Source organism: Actinokineospora enzanensis DSM 44649 (genome assembly GCF_000374445.1).
GTDB classification, from domain to species: domain Bacteria; phylum Actinomycetota; class Actinomycetes; order Mycobacteriales; family Pseudonocardiaceae; genus Actinokineospora; species Actinokineospora enzanensis.
The window spans coordinates 143,794-164,106 of record NZ_KB894412.1 but is presented as its reverse complement, the minus strand read 5'-3'; the positions used below and the strand labels follow the sequence as shown (position 1 = coordinate 164,106).

Sequence of the window (20,313 nt, the reverse complement as noted above, 5' to 3'; positions counted from 1 at the left end):
GCCCGCCGCTCCACTGGGGGAGCCCCCGCTGGCCATTCTACCGGGTGGGGGTGGCAGTGGATCTTGGCTTGTGGGGGGTTGGGGTGGGGGTGTGGATAACTTCTGTCGCTGGGAAGAGTGAATTTTGTGGGGTGGGAAGGGAACGTCAACCTACGAACGGACGCTGGACGGGGGGTGGGGAGTCGGCTTCGTTGGGGGGATGCGGCGGATTCTGGTGCTCCTGGTGGCGGTGCTGGTCGGGCTGGGTGGGGTTGTCGGGTCTGCGGCCGGGGAGGAGGAGGGCCTGGCCGGGGCGGTGGCGACGTTCGTCGGGTCGGTCACCCTGGTCACCGGGGATCATGTGACGGTGCGGCGGGTGGGTGGGCGGTTGGTGCCCGCCGTCGATCCGGGGCCGGGGCGGGCGGGGATGCAGTTCGCGACGGCAGTGCATGGGGATGCGCTGGATGTGGTGCCGGGGGACGCGTGGGGGTTTCTGGGGTCGGGGTACCTCGATCGGCGGTTGTTCGATGTGGCCGGGTTGATCCGGGATGGGTTTGGGGACGAGCGGCGGGATGATCTCCCATTGATCCTGCCGGCGAGCGCGCCTGGGGCCGGGATTGTTCTGTCTACTGTGGACGTTAAGACACTGTCCCTGCCCAAGGCGGACGCGGTGGACTTCTGGGAAGGGATGGTGCGGAACCGGGCCGCGGGGCGGGTGTGGCTGGACGGGGTGCGGAAGCCGAGCCTGGACGAGAGCGTGCCGCAGATCGGGGCGCCGACCGCGTGGAAGTCGGGGTGGACGGGGAAGGGGGTGCAGGTCGCGGTCCTGGATAGCGGGATCGATGGGACGCATCCCGACCTGCGGCGGAAGATCGCGGCGGCGAAGGACTTCACCGGGGAGGGCAAGGAGACCGAGGACACCGACGGGCACGGGACGCATGTGGCGTCGACGATCGCCGGGACGGGGGCCGCCTCCCAGGGGCGGTACACCGGGGTGGCGCCGGACGCGCGGTTGCTGGTCGGGAAGGTGTGCGGGGGATCGGGGTGTGCCGAGTCGGCGATCCTGGCCGGGATCCAGTGGGCGGTGGACTCGGGGGCGAAGATCGTCAACCTGAGCCTGGGCGGGCCCGATACCGCCGACGTCGACCCGATCGAGGCGGCGATCGACCGGCTGAGCGATCGGGCGTTGTTCGTGGTGGCGGCGGGCAATGACGGGGGTTACGGGGCGGAGACCGTGTCTTCCCCGGCCAGCGCGGATGGGGCGTTGGCGGTGGGGGCGGTCGACAAGTCGGATCGGTTGGCGGGGTTCTCCGGGCAGGGGCCGCGGGTGCACGACGCGGCGGTGAAGCCGGAGATCGTGGCGCCGGGGGTGGATATCACGGCGGCTCGGTCGAAGTACTCCAGCCTCGGGAAGAAGGGAGATCGGTACACCTCGCTCAGTGGAACCTCGATGGCTGCGCCGCACGTGGCCGGCACGGCGGCCCTGCTCGTGCAGCGGCACCCGGACTGGCCCGCGCCGCGGCTGAAGGCGGCGTTGGTGGCGGCGGCGAAGCGGCTGGACGGGCCGGGCGCGTTCCAGCAGGGGGCGGGCCGGGTCGACGCGGCGCGGGTGGTCGGCCAGGTCGGGTACACCGAGCCCGCGGTGGTCTCGGTGGGGCGGCAGGCGTGGCCGCACGAGGACGATCCCGTGGTGACCAAGCAGCTGACCTACGTCAACACCGCGACCGTGCCGCTGGTGCTGCGACTGTCGTTGGCGGGCAACGCACCCGCGGGAATGTTCCGATTGTCGACGCAGGATGTCACGGTGCCGCCTGCCGGGCGGAGCACGGTCGACGTCGTCACCGACACGAAGGTCTCCGCGCCGGACGCGACCTACAGCGCGTGGGTGGTGGCGGAAGGGGGCGTGGAGCGGATCACCACGCCGGTCGCGGTAGATCGGGAGTCGGAGAGCTATGACCTGACCGTGCACACGATTGATCCGAGCGGGGCGCCTTCCGACAGCAATTTCACGCTGCTGTGGGGCGTGAGCGCGGACCGGTACCGTCCACTTCCGACGATCGCGGGTGCCGACACCGTTCGGGTGCGCAAGGGGACCTATCACCTCGACACCGTCATCTCCGCGCCGTTGCCGGACGGCCGGATCGCGTCGCACAAGGTGGTTCAGCCGACGGTGGAGGTCACGCGGGACACCTCGGTCACCCTGGACGCGGCGCTCGCCAAACCCATCACGATCGACTTCTCGCACCCCGGAGTGCGATCCCAGACCGTCGGCACCGGATATGGTCGTCGATTGCCTTGGGGGACTTTGTACGCGAGCGTCCTGGGTGACTCCTTCGAGCGGATATTCACCGCCCAGCTCGGTGGCCCCATTCCCAACGTGAGCGCCGATGTCGGCGGCGGCTTCTACATACCCGACCCCACGGGCGGGGTGAACCAGGCGCCGATCACCTATAACGTCGCCTGGTTCCAGGCAGGCGAACTGCCGACCGGGTTCAGCCGACATGTGGACGACACCGACCTGGCGCGGGTCGACAGCACCTATCGCCAGGTTCAGGCGCAACGGAACGGGACCAAGCTGTGGCTGGTCACCAATCCGACCTTCCAGAGCGGCTCCGGATTCGGCCTGCCGATGACCCTGCCGACCAGCCGGACCGAGTTCCACGGTGGTGACGGGACCTGGTCGGCCGAGTTCGACCAATGGCGGCAGACCCGCAAGCAGACGATCACCGAGTTCACGTCCACAACGGACACCCTGGACCAGGTGCCCGGCCAGACCTACCGGGAGGACTGGAACACCGCGACCTTCGGACCCGCCGTGCCGCGCACCGGGCTGGCCGTGCGGGTCAACGACCAGATTTCCTTCGGCGTCCCCCTGTTCACCGATTCCCTGAGTCGCATGGCCCAATCCCCGGTGAAATCCGGCTCCAGTGAGCTTTATCGGGAAGGCGTATTGATCGGCCAGTCGACCCAACCCGGGCAAGGCGTGTTCGACGTGCCGCCGGAGAAGGCGAACTACCGCCTGGAGACCAAGGCCGTGCGCGACGCGCCGTTGAGCACGGAAGTGCGGTGCGCGTGGACTTTCGACTCCATTCGGCCGCAGTCGTTCAAGGGTGGCGCGCTGCTGCCGTTGATGGGTGTCCGATTCGCGCCGGAGAACCTCGACCCCCGAAACCACGCGACGACCAGGACCGTCCGCGTTCCGGTGACTGTGCGGCGACAACCGCAGGCACCGACCGCGCCACTGGCGAGCCTCACCGTCGCCGCCTCCTTCGACGACGGCCAGACCTGGGTCGACGTCCCGGTGGCCGACGGTGCCGCGACCGTCACCTCGCCCAAGGGCACCCGCTTTGTCTCCCTGCGGGCGAAGGCGGTCGACACGGCGGGCACGTCAATCGAGCAAACGGTTATCCGCGCCTACGGGGCATAACCGGGAAAGGACCGATCGGCGTGCCCGGCATTGGGCTGTCCGGGTGCGTGAAATGACCCTGTGGTGGTTACGCGGCGGTCGCAACCGCGTCACAACCGGGGTGCGGTGTGCTCGGGCCTTCCCTGACGTCCCACCCAGGAGGCCGTGCGAGATGAACGAGAGGTTCCGCAAGCTGTCCCGACGATCGGCGCTCGCCGCCGGTCTGGCGTTGGCCATCAGCGGTATCGCGGGCGCTGTTCCCGGTGCCGCCGCCCCGGCCCCGGCGACCAAGGCCGGAGTGGTGCTCTACGCCGACACCGGCAATGTCGTGCCGGACAGTTACATCGTGGTGCTCGCCGACGGCAACGCGTCCCCCGACGTGGTGAAGCGGCGGACCACCGAGGCCACGCAGAAGTACGGTGTGACCATCACCGCCACCTACACCACCGCCCTGCGCGGCTTCGCGGTCAAGGCGAAGGCCGACCAGGCGGCGAAGATGGCGACCGACACCGCCTACGAGTACGTTGCCCAGGACCAGGAGATCACCGCCGACGCGCTCGGAGTGCAGAACGCGCCGCCGTCCTGGGGCCTCAACCGGATCGACCAGCGCTCGCTCCCGTTGGACACCAAGTACTTCTACCCCAACACCGCGCCGTCGGTGTATGCGTACGTCATCGACACCGGGATCCGTTACACACACCAGGAATTCGGCGGCCGAGCCATCTACGGCATCGACACGGTCGGGGGAACCTTCCCGCCCGGCAACGACTGCAACGGCCACGGAACCCACGTCGCGGGTACCATCGGCGGCGCCACGGTCGGTGTCGCGAAGCAGGTCCAGCTGGTGTCGGTGCGCGTACTCAACTGCGCGGGCTCGGGCACGGCGGCGGGCGTCATCGCGGGCGTCGACTGGGTGACCAACGACTCGATCCTCAACAACCGCAAGGCCGTCGCGAACATGAGCCTCGGCGGCGGCCCGTTCCCGCCGCTGAACACGGCCGTCACCAACTCCGTCGCCGCCAACGTGCACTACTCGGTCGCGGCGGGCAACAGCAACGCCAACGCGTGCTCGTTCTCCCCGGCCAACACCCCGGCGGCCACCACCGTCGGCTCCACCGACCCGAACGACGCGCGCTCGTCCTTCTCCAACTGGGGCACGTGCCTCGACCTGTTCGCCCCCGGCCGCAACATCTACTCCGCGTGGGCGACCGCCGACAACGCCTACCAGACCCTCAGCGGCACCTCGATGGCCGCCCCGCACGTCGCGGGCACGGCGGCGCTGTGGCGGCAGCGTTTCCCCGGTGACTCGGCCTGGCAGACGGCGACGGCGCTGACCGCCAACGCCACCCCGGGCGTGGTGGTCGGTCCGGGCGCGGGTTCGCCGAACCTGCTGCTGTTCGCGGGCATGATCCCGGTCTGATCGGACTGGAGCCGGGCCTCGACGCGTTTCCGCCGTCGAGGCCCGGTCGCGCCCGTCACATGGGACTGGCGACCCTACCTGCCTCTTGTCCTGGCAATCAGTAGACCGATCTCGAAATGGAAAGAGAGCCTATAGGGTCCAGGCGCAGTCCGAAGGCTGATCGTCAAACGTGCAGTGTGGCGGCATCAAGGGTGGCGAAGCCGAGGGCGCGGGATTGCCGGACGCAACCAGCTCGTCGGGTCGGGCCGGGGGTGCGGGGCTCCGGCCGCGTCGAGGGTGCGCCCGCGACGCCAGAGGGCGGGGATGGCGTCGTCGGGGGTGGTCGGCCGGGGCTCCGGGGGATCGGGTGGCAGGTGGCCAATGGTGGTCCGCGCCACCCAAGTGGACTCCTTCCCCTGCGCCGTTCAGGGGACGCTCGCCGGTAGTGGACCACTTCGACCGGGCAAGTGGGAAAGTGTGATCGGCAACTGTGTCTACCACGGGAATGGTGGGCCGATGACTCTCGCGAGCCGGTGGCCGCCAGCGAGCCTGCTGGGCGGTCTGGACGATCGCATCCGCCGGGATCTGCTGGCGCTCGGCAAGTCTGTGCGCGTGCGGGATGGAGACCGGTTGCTACGCGCGGGGGATCCGGCGACCCATGTCTACGTGCTGCTGCTCGGCTGGTTCAAGGTGCACGCCAGCCGGGCGAGCGGGGACGAGGCGTTGATCGCGGTACGGTCCGGTGGCGACCTGGTGGGCGAGCTGGGCGCGTTCGAGAGCAGACCGCGCGCGGTGTCGGTGCGCGCGGCCGGGCCGGGGGTGGTGCACCGGATCGAGCGTGAGGACTTCCTGTCCTTTCTCACCGCACATGGCGGCGCGTTGCGGGCCGTTTTGCGTGCGGTGTCGGTGAAGCAGCGGTGGACGACGCGGCGGCTGACCGAGTTCGCCGGGTACACGGCGGAACGGCGGGTCGCGTGTGTTCTGGCGGAACTGTTGGCCAAGGACCTGCCGCACGAGTACGGCGCGGCGATCCCGGTGCGGTTGAGCCAACCGGAGCTGGCCGCGCTGGCGGGCACGTCGGTCCCGTCGGTGCAGCGGGCACTGCGGCAGTTCCGGGTGAACGGCATCGTCGAGACCCGTTACCGCCGGGTCGTGGTCACCGACGCCGTCGCCCTGGTCGAACTGGCAGGCGACGAGTCCCAGATGGACTGCGTGTGGTGAGTGCCCGCACCCGCGGACGCGCCGGGTCCCGGCCGCCGAACCGACGCAAGATCGACAACTCGCCGCGGCGCGCGCCCCGCCCTTCCCAGGGGCTTGAGGTCCCATTTCGAGGCTATCGGCTTTGGAGGCTTGTCAAGAGGGGGTGCGGGCGGGTTGTGGATGGATTCGGCGGGTTGTGGACAACCGGGGCATCGTCGGGCAGCGGTGTGCCGGACCTGTGCGGTGGGGCCGACAGGGTCTGCGGTCAGGTCGGCGAGTGCCGGGAGAGTGGCGGATCAAGCGCTTCGTAGGGCGGCGTTGATGGCGCCTGCCAGGGCGGTCGCGGCGCGGGCGAGGCGGTGCCAGTCGACTCGGTCGTTGTCCTGGTGGGAGGTGGCGCGGGCGGTTGCCGATTCGGCCTGTTTGGTGGCCAGGTCGGTGAACAGGGGTTCGTAGGTGGCGGCCAGCAGCGTCCAGGTGCGGTTGATCAGCAGGGTGGTGGCCTGTTCCACGGTCGCGGCGAGGGTGCCGACCGAGTCGCCGGGGTGCGGGATGGGGACGCGTTCGCCGGGGCCGCTGGCGACGATCTCGGCCAGCGGGTGGGCTTCCTCGACGCGCAGGCTGGGTTCGGCCGGGCGCCAGGGTGTGCTGTCCAGCTCGGATTCCAGCCAGGTCAGGTCGTCGGTCACGGTGGCGCGGATGAGGGTCTCGGTGCGTTCGGCGGCCGCGGCGAGTTCGGCGCGCAGCAGGCCCGGCAGGTCCACGCGCCACCAGGAGCGGGGGTTGTTCGCCTGGGACATCGCGGTTTCCAGACGGGACAGGGTCGCGGTGCGTTCGGTGCGCAGCTGGTCGCCGACGCGGCCGATCAGGGCAAGCTGGCGGGCGGAGAGGCGGGCGCGCACCGAGTCCCGGCGGCGGTCCTCCGGGGTGCGCGCGTCCGGGTCCCTGGTCTGGCCACTGTGGACGCGGCGGGCGTCGGCGATGGTCTCGGTGGCGCTGGTGGCCATGGCGGTGCACTGGTCGGCGACCTGGGCGGCGATCCGGCGGGCGCGCAGGCGGGCACGGTCGGCCGCCGGAGCTGAGTCGACCAGATAGGAGCGCAGCGCGGTGCGTGCCGGGTCGTCCGCGGTGGGGCCGGGACCGGACAGCAGGACGACGCGGCCGACCCGGGCGTTGATGTAGGTGAGCACGCGGCCGCGTTCGGCGGCGCCGAGGCGGTCCAGCATGGTCACCACGACGGCCAGCGACGTCACGTGCGCGGCCACCGCGTCCTCGACCAGCCGGGACTGCGCGGCGCCCCACACGCCGGTGGCGGGCATGGCGAGCAGCACCGCGTCGGTGTCGGTCACCGCCTCCGAGGGCGGGCCTGCCGGATCCCAGGGGGCCTCGACCAGCTCCATCCCGGGCAGCGGGTCCCGGCCGAGCAGCCGGTACACCAGCGTGGACTTGCCCGCCCCGGCCGCGCCGACGACGGCCACCCGCCACGACTGCCGTTCCCGCCCGGCCGCGAGCCGCTCCACGGCGCTCGCCGTCCGCGTCCGCCCGTGCTCGGCGGCCAACCGGCCCGCCTCGCGCAGCCACCGCGGTGTCATGGTGATGATCTCGCGGCCCTCGATGGTGCCTGCCCCCTCGCCGTCGTGCCCACTGCGCGGCAATCATGGGGCGCGCCGCGACCGGAGATGCCATCACCGGAGGGGATTGGCCGAAACATCGGCCATGAGGGTGATCACCGGTCCGGCCGGTCGGTAGCCGTCGACCTTGTCGCGAACGTGCCTGCACCGGGTCGTCGGACGTCGTTGTCGGCCCGGGTCGGTCGCTCGGCGTCCGGGATTGTCCACAGCCGGTCCGATTCATCCACAGTTCCCGACCGGGGGATATTGACAACCGCCAAGATCGCCTAGGGTTTCACGTATTGGGCGGGTTGCCCCCCGGGTGGGTGGGGGTGTGCCCTGGGGTTCGCGCCCGGAGGGCACAGGATCATGTGGCCCCGGCGGGCGGCGGCATGTCGCCTGGGCTCGGGGGCGGTGTGGGTTGTCCACAAGCTGCCGATCCATCCACAGCTCACGGTCGGGGGATATTGACAGCGGGCGAGGTCGCCTAGCTTGCCTTTTTGTGGGCCCGCCCCCTGGTGGGGCGGGGCCTGCTTTCCGGTGGACTCATCGTGGTGGGGTTCGACAGCGGGGGTTCGACAGCGGGGTTCGGTGGCCGGGTGCGTCGGCCGGGTGCGTTGGCAGGGCTCGACGGCGGGGCTCGGTGGCGAGGCGCGTTGGCAGGCCGCGATGGCTGGGTGCGGTGGCTGGGTGCGGTGGCGGAGCCCGATGGCAGGGCTCGGCTGTGGGGCTCGACTCGGCGAGGTGGCTCGGGGAGTCGGGGAGGTGCCTTGGGCGTCGGGGGTGTCTCCACGGGTGCGCTCGCGGCCGGGCGGCACGAGCGTGAGTGGAGTGCGACATTCGCCCCATGGCGTCGTGAACGTGTCGGTTTGTCTTGATCGGCTCGGTGCGCGTCCGGCATGGGGGGTGTCGTACCCCGCTGGTACCTCTACTGGCGGGCCGCGAGGACGCCGTCGAGGAGGCCCGGGTAGAGGGCGTCCAGGTCGTCGCGGCGGAGGGTGGTGATGCGGGCTGTGCCCGCGGGGCGGATGCGGATGATGCCTGCCTCGCGGAGGGTGCGCAGGTGGTGGGTGCGGGTGGACTTGGAGATGGGCAGCTCGATGGAGCCGCACGGGACGCCCTCGGGGAGGGTGGCCAGGACGCGGACCAGGTGCAGGCGCATGGGGTCGGCGAGGGCGTGCAGGACCGCCTCGATCCGGATGTCTTCCCGGGTCGGGTGGGGTAGCTCGGCGATGGCGGTCACGGATCCATAGTACGAAATCTTTCGTAGTTCGGCGAGCGTCGTAGTACGATCGCAGTCGTACTTGGATCAGGGCACGGAGGGGGCCGGATGTCGTCGCGCACCTACCTGCTGGCCGCGGGCGCGTTCACCGTGGGGACCAGCGGATACATCATCTCGGGGCTGCTGCCCGAGATCAGCCGGGAGCTGGAGGTGTCGCTGCCGAGCGCGGGGCTGCTGCTCACCGCGTTCGCCATCGCCTACGCCATCGCGTCCCCGTTGCTGGCCGCGGCCACTGGGAGCTGGGGGCGCAAACGGCTGGTGATCGCCGCGCTGGGGGTGAGCGCGCTGGGCAACGCGCTGTCCGCGGTGGCGCCGAACTATGAGCTGTTGCTCGGCGCCCGGGTGCTCAGCGCGCTCGGTGCGGCGGTCTTCACGCCGGTCGCGACCGCGATGGCGACCGCGATCAACCCGCCGGAGCGGCGTGGGCGGGTGGTCGCCATCGTGTTCGGCGGGTTGACCACGGCGTTGGTGGTCGGGGTGCCCGCCGGGAACCTGCTCGGCGGCGCGCTCGGCTACCAGGGCGTGTTCGGGATCGTGGCGGGCGTGACCGTGATCGCCGCGGTGGCGAGCGCGGTGTGGCTGCCCGCGGTGGAGCCGCCGCCCGCGGTGGGGATCCGGGAGCGGTTCGCGGTGCTCGGCGACGCGCGGGTGCGGATGGTGTTGGGCATGACCGTGCTCGGCTGCCTGTCCGCGTTCAGCGTGTTCACCTACGTCTCGCCGCTGGTGTCGGAGACGGCGGGTCTGCACGGCGGGGTGATCAGTCTGCTGCTGCTCGCCTACGGGGTGGGTGGCGCGATCGGCAACACGCTGGGCGGCCGGGTCACCGACCGGTTCGGCAGCCGCAGGCCGTTGCTCTACTCCTTCACGGCCTTCGTGGTGCTGCTGGCGACGCTGCCGCTGACCGCGGTCACCGCCGTCACCGCGGCGGTCGCGCTGTGCCTGTGGGGGATGGCGACCTGGTCGACCAACCCGCCGATCCAGAACTGGCTGATCGAGCTGGCGCCGGAGACGGCCGGGCTGCTGCTGTCGATCAACGCCTCGGCCATCTACCTCGGGGTCGGGCTGTCCGGTGTGGTCGGTGGCGTGGTGGTCTCGGCCTGGGGCGTGGTCGCGCTCCCGCCGGTCGCGGCGGTGGTGGCGTCGCTGTCGTTCGTGCTGCTGGTGCGTGCCGGGCGGCCGGTCGCGTCGAAGCGGGCGGAGCTGGTGGCCGCGTAGGGCGACGGGTGGAGACGGGTCTCCACCCGTGGACGAAGGGCCGGTGCCGGAGGGGGAGGCACCGGCCCTTCGCCGTGCTCACACGGTGATGCGCGGGTTGCCGTGCTGGTCCCGGGCGGTCACCGCGGGGTCGTCGGTCCAGACGCCGCCGTCGGTGAGGTAGCGGAAGGACAGTTCGGTGCCCGCCGGGAGGACCACCGAGCTGGAGCGTTTGCCGTTGGACCGGGCGCGCAGCGGGTGCGCGCCGGGGGTCCAGCCGTTGAAGCAGCCGACCACGCTGGTGTGTCCCGGCGGGTCGTCGCGGTCCAGGGTGAAGGTGACCCGGACCTTGTCGAATGGCAGTGACCTGGTGTCGATCATCCGTTGACGGTTCCTCACGGTCGGCGGTGGTCCTCGACCAAGCAGGGTGCTCGCCGCGGCCGCCGCGCACCAGGGACGTCACCCGGACGTGTCCGGGGTGTGTCGGCGCGGGCGAATGACGGCGAATATCCGGTGGATCGTGTCGCGGACAAACCGCACCGAGATCGTTGTAGTTGTGGAAGCAAGGAGTTTAGCGGTGCCCACCGTTCCCAGATATTGGGCCATTCGGTGCCGAGTGTGGCGCGAATCTCGCATTGGGTCCGGCTGGGTGTTACTCGCAGTTCGCTGTTCCCATAACCGCGAATTCCCTGTTATTGGATTGTCGAGACGGTAAATCGAATGGGCGGATGCATGTGCAAGCTACTCGCGGGTATCCGCCGGACCGAACGCGAGGATCGTTCGGAGCTGCCCGATGAGGTGCTCTTCCCTGTGTACCAATAGGATTGGTATCAGGCCACTGTGGACTACGCGAGCGCTCCCAGTCATCTGTGATTGGCGTCACAGGAACGGCCCAATATCTTCGTCGTTGCTTTGCGAAGATTTTTTATGAATGCTCGGTCCGGTTGTCGAAACGTGTTTGGCCGGATTTCGCCGAGCCGGCTATAGGCCCGCTATGGTGTTGTGCCATAGGGGTTTGATTGCTCCGTTCGGCGGTAGCTGGTGTGCTCAGCCGCTGGTCAACATTGGGCTCGTTCGACGATTGAATCGAGCGGTATCGGGGAACCTGGACTACGGTCGGAGACACTCCGGCTCGGGCATTCTTCCCGCTGCCGACCCCATCAGCGTCACGTGCGGATCACCCGTTTTGCGCGTGCTGTTCACCGTGCCCACCAGGCACTCGACCAGTGAGGATCCATGGACGCATCCGTCAGAGCCGGGCTGGCAGCCCGGGTCGACGAGCTCGCCACCGCGCACCTCGTCCCCGGCGCCCAGCTGGCCATCCACCATGACGACGACACGTGGTCGCACGTGACCGGGGTGACCCGGCACGGGACCTCGACCGCGCTGACCATCGGGCACGCGGTGCCCACCGGGTCGATCACCAAGGTGGTGACGGCCGCCACGGTCCTGGCGCTGGTCCTGGACGGGGACCTAGACCTGGACGAGCCCTTGGCCGGGCAGGCGCCCGGGCTCACCGGCCTGCCCGGGTTCGCCCGGGTCACCCCGCGACACCTGCTCAGTCACACCGCGGGCCTGCCGTCGGACACCGCCGAGGTGACCGCGCCCACACTGCGCAGGCTGCTGCAGGAGTCCGCGGCGGGTCTGCACCCGGTGGCCCCGCCCGGGAGCGCTTTCTCCTATTCCAATGTGGGCTATCTGCTGCTCGGCCACGCCATCGAGTTCGTCACCGGTATGTCCTGGGCGGAGGCCGCCGAGGCGATCGTGTTGTCCCCCTTGGGGATCGACGCGCGCTGGGTCATCGGGCCCGGTGCCGACCAGGATCTTGTGACCGGGCACACGGTCAACCGTTCCCGCGGGACCGTCCGGCCGGTCGCGCAGTCGATCACGCCGGTGCAGGCGCCCGCGGGCGCGTTCGCCGCGAGCGCGGCCCAGCTGGTCCTGTTGGGACGGGCGCTGGGCGGCAACGAGCCGAACGACCTGCTCGACCCCGGCTCGCTCAAGGACATGCGCGGCGCGGTCGCCGCGGCGGAGCCGTTCGGCATGGCCGACGGCTGGGGCCTCGGCCTGGCCGTGTTCGGGTCCGGGGACAACGCGGTGGTCGGGCACGACGGCACCGGTGACGGCACCTCCGCGCACCTGCGGATGAACCCGTCGACCGGCACCGTGGTGGCCTTCACCGCGAACGCGGGCGCGGGCTTCGCGATGTGGCGCGAGCTGGCCGCCGAGCTGCCCCGGTTCGGCATCCCGATCACCGACTACGACCCCGTGCCCCGGGTGGTCGAACCGGTCGCCGTCCCGCGCGGCGTCGCGGGCTCCTACGCCAACGGCGACACCACCTACCACGTGGACCACGACCTGCACCTGACCGTGGACGGCGAGCCCTTCGCCGACCTCACCCCGATGAGCGGGCTGCGGTTCGCCATGCGGGACTGCGACACCGGCGAGACCGACCAGGTCGGCCGCTTCCTTCCCGGGCCGGACGGCGTCCCGGCCTGGCTCCAGGTGGGCGGCAGGCTCGCCCGCCGGACAGACGCCGTCACCGCCGCCGCGTAGTCGCGGACCGAGCGGAACCTCCCCCGGCAGTACCCCGAAGCAGAACCCTTCCTTCGCGCGCGCCCTCCCCGACGCCCGCGCCGCCCCACGCCGCGAAAGGTTCGACCAGTCATGTCCGCGCCCCGGTTAGCGAACCCGACCCTGCTGGATCTGTTTGCCGCCCAAGTCCACCGCGATCCCCAGGCCCCCGCACTGGTCGCGGATCGGGGGTCGGTGAGCTATGCCGAGCTGGACGCCTGGTCGGACCGGGTGGCCCGAGCCCTGGTGGCCCGGGGCGCCGGGCCGGAGCGGCTGGTGGCGTTGCTGCTGCCGCGGTCGGTGGAGATCGTGGTGGCGCAGCTGGCGGTGCTGAAGTCCGGCGCCGCCTACCTGCCGGTGGATCCGGCGTACCCGGCCGAGCGCATCACCGCGATGCTCGACGACGCCCGCCCCCTCGCGGTGCTCGACGATCTGTCCACAGTGGACGACACGACGGCGTCCCCGCTCCCCGCGCGGCCCGGGATGGACCAACCGGCGTACGTGATCTACACCTCCGGGTCCACCGGCAGGCCCAAGGGCGTCGTGGTCACCCACCGCGGCCTGGCCACCTTCGCCATCGCCGAGGTCGAGCGGTTCGACGTGCGGCCCGGCGACCGGGTGCTGCAGTTCTCCTCGCCCAGCTTCGACGCGTCGGTGCTGGAGCTGTGCATGGCGTTCGCGGGCGGCGCGGCGCTGGTCGTGCCGCCGCCCGGCCCGCTGCTGGGCGACCAGCTGGCCGGGGTGCTGCGCTCCCGTCGGGTGACGCACGCGCTCATCCCGCCGGTGGCGCTGACCACGATCGAGGGCACGGACTTCCCCGACTTCCGCACACTCGTCGTCGGCGGCGACGCCTGCTCGGCCGACCTGGTGCGGCGCTGGGCGCCGGGCAGGCGGATGATCAACGCCTACGGGCCGACCGAGTCCACGGTCGTCGCCACCTGGAGCGACCCGCTGGTGCCGGTGGACACCGCGCCCACGATCGGCCGGGCGATCACCGGCACCGTGGCGCACGTCCTCGACGACCACCTGAGCCCGGTCCCGCCCGGCACCCCCGGCGAGCTGTACGTCACGGGTGTCGGCATCGCCCGCGGCTACCTGGACCGGCCGGGCCTGACCGCGCAGCGGTTCGTCGCCGCCCCGGACGGGGCCCGCATGTACCGCACGGGTGACGTCGTGCGCGAGCTGCCGGACGGCAACCTGGAGTTCGTCGGCCGGGCCGACCACCAGGTCAAGATCCGCGGCTTCCGGATCGAGCCGGGCGAGATCGAGGCCGAGCTGGCGGCCGACCCGTCGGTCGGCCAGGCGGTCGTGGTCCCCCGGGACGAGACCGGTCTCAAGCGGCTGGTCGCCTACGTCGTCCCGGGGCAGACCCGGCCGGAGCCGCACGAGCTGCGTGCCCGCCTGGTCGACCGGCTGCCCGCGCACATGGTTCCCGCCGCGATCGTGGTGCTGGAGGCTTTCCCGTTGAGCCCCAACGGGAAGCTCGACCGGTCGGCCCTGCCCGCGCCCACGGTCGGCGTGGCCGCCGTGGACCATGTGGTGGCGCGGGACGAGCGCGAGCGGGTGCTCACCGAGATCTGGTCGGACGTGCTCGGCGTCGACTCGGTGGGCGTGACCGACGACTTCTTCGCGCTGGGCGGCGACTCGATCCTGGCCGTGCGCGCGCAGACCCGGATCGCCGCCGCGTTCGGCACCCCGGTGTCCGGGCGGGCGATCTTCGACGCGCGCACGATCGCGGGCCTGGCCGCGCGGCTGCCCGCGAACCCGGTCGAGACCGCGGCGATCCCGCGCGTACCCCGGGACCTGCCGCTGCCGCTGTCCCCGGCACAGCGCCGGTTGTGGCTGGAGGACCAGACCTCGCTCGGCCCGGTCAACAACACCGGTTTCGCGCTGCGGCTGACCGGACAGCTGGACCGTCGGGCGTTGCAGTCCGCGCTGGACGGGCTCGTGGCGCGGCACGACGCGTTGCGCACCACGGTCGACGGCGAGTTCCAGATCGTCGCCGCCACCGCCGACCTGCCGATCCGCGAGGTGGCGAGCCCGGACCTGGATGCGACGTTGGCCGAGCTGGTCGCCGAGCCGTACGACCTGGCCACCGGACCGCTGACCCGCGCGACCCTGATCAGCCTCGGCGACGAGGAGCACGTGCTCGTCCTCGCCCAGCACCACATCGTCACCGACGGCTGGACGGCCGCGCTGCTGGTGGAGGAGCTGACCGCGCTCTACGTCGAGGCGACCGGTGGCGCGCGGGCGGACCTGCCGGAGATCGCCGTCCAGTACGCGGACTTCGCCGCCTGGCAGGTCGACCGCCCCGAGCCGGACACCGAGCACTGGCGGCAGCGGCTCGACGGCGTGACCCCGCTCGACCTGCCCACCGACCGCCCGCGCCCGCCGGTGCGGGTCGGCTCCGGCGGTGTGCACCGGCGGGTGTTGTCCGCCGACCTGACTCGCGGGCTCACCACGCTGAGCACCGCGCACGAGTCGACGCTGTTCATGACGCTGACCGCCGCCGTGCAGATCATGCTGTCCGCGCACGCCCGCACCCGTGATGTCGCGCTCGGCGCGGTGCGCGCGGGCAGGCCGCTGGCCGAGCTGGACCGGGTGGCCGGGTTCTTCGTCAACACGCTGGTGCTGCGCTCGCGGATCGATCCGACGATGCCGTTCAGCGACTTCCTTGGCGCCGTGCGGGAAACCGTGCTGGACGCCTTCGACCACGACGAGGTGCCGTTCGACCGGCTGGCCGACCAGCTCGACCTGGTCCGCGACCCGAGCCGGACCCCGCTGGTGCAGGCGGTCGTCGCGGTACAGCAGAAGCTCGTGCGGGTCCCGGAGGCGGGCGGTCTGCGCTGGGCGGACCAGCCGTTGCCGCGTCCGTCGGCCCGGTTCGACCTGGCGGTGGAGTTCTGGCCCGGCGCGGGGCAGGAGGACGGCGCGGGTATGACCGTCGTGCTGGAGTACGACACCGCGCTGTTCGACGCCGAGCGGATCGCCGCACTGGGCGAGGAGCTGGCCGCGCTGCTGGCCGTCCTGGCCGAGCGCCCGGACAGTCCACTCGGGACACTCGCGGAGCTGCCCGATGGCGAGCACGCGCCGGTCCCGGCGCCCCGGGTCGCCGAGCCGAACCGCTACCTGGCCCCGCGCACCCCGGTCGAGGCCACCCTGGCCACGGTGTTCGCGCAGGTGCTCGGCGCGGAACGGGTCGGCGTGCGGGACAACTTCTTCGCGCTGGGCGGCGACTCGATCCTGAGCATCCAGGTCGTCACCGCCGCCCGCGCGGCCGGACTGGTGCTCACCGCGCGGGACGTGTTCGTGCACCAGACCGTGGCCGCGCTCGCCCCGCACGTCACGCCGCTGGACACCGTGACCCCCGCGCCCGAGGTCGGACCGACCGCCGGGGCGGTGCCGCTGACCCCGATCCAGCGCTGGTTCTTCGACACGCACACCGCGCACCCGCACCACTTCGACCAGACCTGCCTGGTCGACCTGGGTGAGCCGGTGCTGCCGGACGCGCTGGCCACCGCGCTGTTCGCGGTGCTGGAACACCACGACGCGCTGCGCATGCGGTTCACCCGCGCCGCCGACTGGCACCAGGAGAACGCGCCGGTGGGCGAGTCCGGCACGGTCGGCGAGCACGGCCCGATCTTCCTGGCCGAGCTGCCCCGGCCGGGCGACCCGGACACGGCCGTGCGGCTGCGGGCCCACCACCTGGTGGTGGACGGGGTGTCCTGGCGGGTGCTGGCCGAGGACCTGAAGACCGCGCACCACCAGGCCGCCGCCGGGGAGCCGGTGCGGCTGCCCCGACGCACGACCTCGTTCCGCGAGTGGGCGGTGCGGCTGGCCGAGCACGCGGTGGACGGCGGGTTCGCCGACGAGATCACGCACTGGGCGGAGGTTCGCGCCGCGTCGTCGGTGCCGCGCGACCAGGATGGCCCGAACACGACGGCGTCGGAACGTTCCGTCACGGTGACACTCTCCCGTGAGGAGACCGACGCGCTGCTGCGCGAGGTCCCGCGCGCCTACCGGACGCAGGTCAACGACGTGCTGCTGACCGCGTTCGGCTCCGCGCTGGGCAAGTGGACCGGCCGCGACCGCACCCTCGTCCACCTGGAGGGACACGGCCGGGAAGACCTGTTCGACGGCGTCGACCTGTCCCGCACGGTCGGCTGGTTCACCACGCTGTTCCCGGTCGTGCTGGAGACGACGCCGGACTGGGCCACCTCGCTCAAGACCGTCAAGGAGTCGCTGCGCGCGATCCCGCGCCGGGGCATCGGGCATGGCGCGTTGAAGTACCTGGCCGGGGTGGAGCTCGGTGGCACGGCCGAGGTGTCGTTCAACTACCTGGGCCGTCTCGACGACGCGGCCGACCTCGCGCTCGACGCGCACCCGGACGCGCGCCGCCCACACGTGCTCGACGTGGTGGGCAAGGTCGTGCGGAACCGGCTCGACATCACCGTCTACTACAGCGAGAACCTGCACCGCGCCGAGACGGTCACCGGCCTGGCCGAGTCGATCGCGGCCGGGCTGCGTGCGATCGTCATCCACTGCGCGGCGGGTGCGCACGGCCGCACACCGTCGGACTTCCCGCTGGTCACCCTCGATCAGTCCACTGTGGACGATCTGGCCGGGCCGGGCGTGCTGGACATCCTGCCGCTGACGCCGATGCAGGCGGGCATGGTGTTCCACGGGCTGTCCCAGCCGGGGCAGGGCGCCTACTTCCAGCAGACCGCGTTCGTGCTCGACGACATCGCCGACCTCGACCGGCTCGCCGACGCCTGGCGGCAGGTGGTCGACCGGAGCGCGATCCTGCGGTCCTCCGTGGTCTGGGCGGGCGTGCCCGAGCCGCTGTCGGTGGTGCACGAGCACGTCGACCTGCCGGTCGAGTGTCTCGACTGGACCGGCCAGGACCGCGAGAAACGGATCGCGGACCTGCTGGCCGCCGACCGGGAGACCGGGTTCGACCTGGCCGAGCCGCCGCTGATGCGGCTGACGCTGGCCCGGCTGGCGGACGACCGGGTGCAGGTGCTGTGGACGTTCCACCACGTGCTGCTGGACGGCTGGAGCATCTTCGGCGTGCTGTCCGACGTCGCCGAGGCGTACGCGGGTCGGCCGCTGCCGGACCGCCCGGACTTCGCCGAGTACCACCGCTGGCTGGCCGCCCAGGACCCGGCCGACGCGGCACGGCACTGGCGGAACGTGCTGGGTGAGCTGGAGGCGCCGACCGCGCTGCCGTTCGACCGGCCGCGCGCCTCGGTGTCCGACCCGACGACGTCCGCGCAGACCGAGGTGGCGTTGACAGCCGAGGAAACCGCGCGGCTGACCCGGTTCGCCAAGAACCACCACCTGACCCCGGGCTCCGTCGTCCAGGGCGCGTGGGCGCTGCTGCTCGCGCACCACAGCGCGACGCGCGAGGTGTGTTTCGGGGCGACGGTGTCCGGTCGTCCGGCGGACATCCCGCAGGTCGAGGCCATCACCGGCATGTTCGTCAACACGCTGCCGGTCGTGACGGCGCTGGACGACTCGCCGGTGGTGGACTGGCTGGCGCGGGCGCAGCGCACGCAGGTCGAGTCCCGGGCGTTCGAGCACATGTCGCTGACCCGGCTGCACGGCTGGAGCGCGGTGCCGGGCGGCATGGACCTGTTCGACAGCGCGGTGATCTTCGAGAACTACCCCGCCGACGGGCCCAGCCTGCACGAGCTCACCGCCGTGGAGAGCACGACGTTCCCGCTCAGCGTCACCGTCTACCCTGGCGAGGAGCTGCGACTGCTGTTCGGCTACGAGCCCCGCCTGTTCGACACCGAGACGGTCGACTCGCTCGCCGCGCACCTGAGCCGGGTGCTGGTCGACCTCATCGCCGACCCGCGCCGCAAGGTGTCGGAGATCCCGGCGCTGGCGGGCGCGGACCGTGAGCGGGTGTTGGTCGACTGGAATGACACCGCCGCTGAGGTTCCGGACACGACGCTCGACGCTTTGCTTGTCGCACAGGCGAAGCGGACGCCGGACGGGCAGGCGCTCGTGGCTGGCGAGCGGAGCTGGACCTACCGGGAGCTGGACGCCGAGGTCAACCGGCTCGCGCACTGGCTGCGCCGGTCGGGGGCCGGGCCGGAGAAGGTCGTGGCGATCGCGTTGCCGCGCTCGGCCGAGCTGGTGATCGCGCTGCTGGCCGTGCTCCGCGCGGGCGCCGCCTACCTGCCGGTCGACCCCGAGCTACCGCGCGACCGGGCCGATTTCATGGTCGCCGACGCGGGAGCGGTGCTGCTGGTCGCCGCCCTGCCGGACACCGCCGCCGAGCCCGCCGACGCGCCCGAGGTGACGATCACCCCCGGCAACAGCGCTTACGTGATCTATACGTCCGGGTCGACCGGTCGGCCGAAGGGTGTCGTGGTCCCGCATTCGGCGATCGTCAACCGGCTCGTGTGGACACAGCACCGGTTCGGGCTCACCGAGCAGGACCGTGTGTTGCAGAAGACCCCGGCGAGCTTCGACGTGTCGGTGTGGGAGTTCTTCTGGCCGCTGACCGTCGGCGCCACGCTCGTGGTCGCCAACGCGGGCGGCCACCGGGACCCGGCCTACCTGTCCGGGCTCATCCGGGACGAGCGGGTCACGACCGTCCACTTCGTCCCGTCGATGCTGCGCGCGTTCCTCGACCACGGTGACGCGAACGCCTGCGGCAGCCTCAAGCGGGTGCTGTGCAGCGGCGAGGCCCTGCCCGTCGACCTGGCCGAGGAGTTCCACGCGACTCTCGACGCCGAGCTGCACAACCTCTATGGGCCGACGGAAGCGGCCGTCGACGTCACCCACTGGGCGTGCCTGCCGGGCGCGTCGGTGGTGCCGATCGGGCGGCCGGTCTGGAACACCCGCCTGCACGTGCTCGACGCGGACCTGAACCCGGTGCCGGTCGGCGCCCCGGGCGAGCTGTTCCTGTCGGGGGTCCAGCTGGCGCGCGGCTACCTGAACCGGCCCGGCCTGAGCGCGGACCGGTTCATGGCCGACCCGTTCGGCCCTGCGGGCACCCGCATGTACCGGACGGGCGACCTGGTGCGCTGGAACCGGGACGGTGCGGTCGAGTACCTGGGCCGCACCGACCAGCAGGTGAAGATCCGGGGCGTGCGGATCGAACCCGGCGAGATCGAGGCCGCGCTCACCGCCCGGCCCGAGGTCACGTCGGCCGCCGTCATCGCCAGGGACGGCAGGCTGGTCGGCTATGTCGTGTCCACATCGGACATCGAACCGGCCGGGCTGCGCGCGGAGCTGGCCCGGGAGCTGCCGGAGCACATGGTCCCGGCGGCCATCGTCGTGCTGGCCGCGCTGCCGCTGACCCCGTCCGGCAAGCTCGACCGCCGCGCCCTGCCCGAACCGGACTTCGGCCAGGCCGGGGAGTTCGCCGAGCCGGAGACCGAGACCGAGCAGGTGATCGCCGAGATCTGGACCGAGGTGCTCGGCGTGTCCCCGGTCGGTGTCGAGGACAGCTTCTTCGACCTCGGCGGCGACTCGATCCTCAGCCTGCACGTCACCGCGCGCGCCAACGCGGCGTTCGCGGTGAACCTGACGCCGCGCGACGTGCTGACCGCGCGCACCGTGCGCGCCCTCGCGGACGTGGTCGAGGACCACGTGCTGCGCGAACTCGAAGCCCTCGCGGGCGAGACCCGCTGAGCCGAGGAGACCCGAGAAG

The 20,313-nt window shown here is 71.7% G+C and carries 8 protein-coding genes and 1 pseudogene; 6 read left to right on the top strand and 3 right to left on the bottom strand.

Annotation, left to right across the window (positions count from 1 at the left end; translation table 11 throughout):
* The first annotated feature begins 199 nt into the window (after positions 1-199).
* The 3 genes from C503_RS39390 (at position 200) to C503_RS39380 (ending at position 6,005) form a co-directional block, all read left to right on the top strand.
* Positions 200-3,406, top strand: coding sequence for a S8 family peptidase (locus tag C503_RS39390; protein WP_018682973.1), 3,207 nt, complete (start codon positions 200-202; stop codon positions 3,404-3,406).
* A gap of 151 nt (positions 3,407-3,557) precedes the next feature.
* Complete coding sequence (locus tag C503_RS39385; RefSeq protein WP_018682972.1) at positions 3,558-4,805, top strand: S8 family peptidase; 1,248 nt, start codon at positions 3,558-3,560, stop codon at positions 4,803-4,805.
* Between the two features lie 495 nt (positions 4,806-5,300).
* Entirely contained in the window at positions 5,301-6,005 is a 705-nt protein-coding gene (locus tag C503_RS39380; protein ID WP_018682971.1) for a Crp/Fnr family transcriptional regulator, read from the top strand.
* 275 nt (positions 6,006-6,280) lie between these two features.
* Here the strand turns inward: C503_RS39380 and C503_RS0114670 are convergent, their stop codons facing one another.
* Both C503_RS0114670 and C503_RS0114665 read right to left on the bottom strand, forming a co-directional pair.
* Positions 6,281-7,639, bottom strand: coding sequence for a hypothetical protein (locus C503_RS0114670; protein WP_018682970.1), 1,359 nt, complete (start codon positions 7,637-7,639; stop codon positions 6,281-6,283).
* Between the two features lie 883 nt (positions 7,640-8,522).
* The gene (locus tag C503_RS0114665) at positions 8,523-8,837 is read right to left on the bottom strand and encodes an ArsR/SmtB family transcription factor (protein WP_018682969.1); all 315 of its coding nucleotides are present in this window, start codon (positions 8,835-8,837) and stop codon (positions 8,523-8,525) included.
* An 87-nt stretch (positions 8,838-8,924) separates the two neighbouring features.
* Between C503_RS0114665 and C503_RS0114660 the strand changes: the two genes are divergently transcribed.
* On the top strand, positions 8,925-10,091 hold the full coding sequence (locus C503_RS0114660; RefSeq protein ID WP_018682968.1) for an MFS transporter: 1,167 nt from the start codon (positions 8,925-8,927) through the stop codon (positions 10,089-10,091).
* A 78-nt stretch (positions 10,092-10,169) separates the two neighbouring features.
* Here the strand turns inward: C503_RS0114660 and C503_RS0114655 are convergent, their stop codons facing one another.
* The gene (locus C503_RS0114655) at positions 10,170-10,451 is read right to left on the bottom strand and encodes an isoamylase early set domain-containing protein (protein WP_018682967.1); all 282 of its coding nucleotides are present in this window, start codon (positions 10,449-10,451) and stop codon (positions 10,170-10,172) included.
* An 855-nt stretch (positions 10,452-11,306) separates the two neighbouring features.
* Here C503_RS0114655 and C503_RS0114650 point away from each other — a divergent pair.
* On the top strand, positions 11,307-12,626 hold the full coding sequence (locus C503_RS0114650) for a serine hydrolase domain-containing protein (protein WP_018682966.1): 1,320 nt from the start codon (positions 11,307-11,309) through the stop codon (positions 12,624-12,626).
* Between the two features lie 138 nt (positions 12,627-12,764).
* Positions 12,765-20,294: pseudogene (locus tag C503_RS0114645) on the top strand (amino acid adenylation domain-containing protein); the annotation flags it as partial.
* Positions 20,295-20,313: the final 19 nt, after the last annotated feature.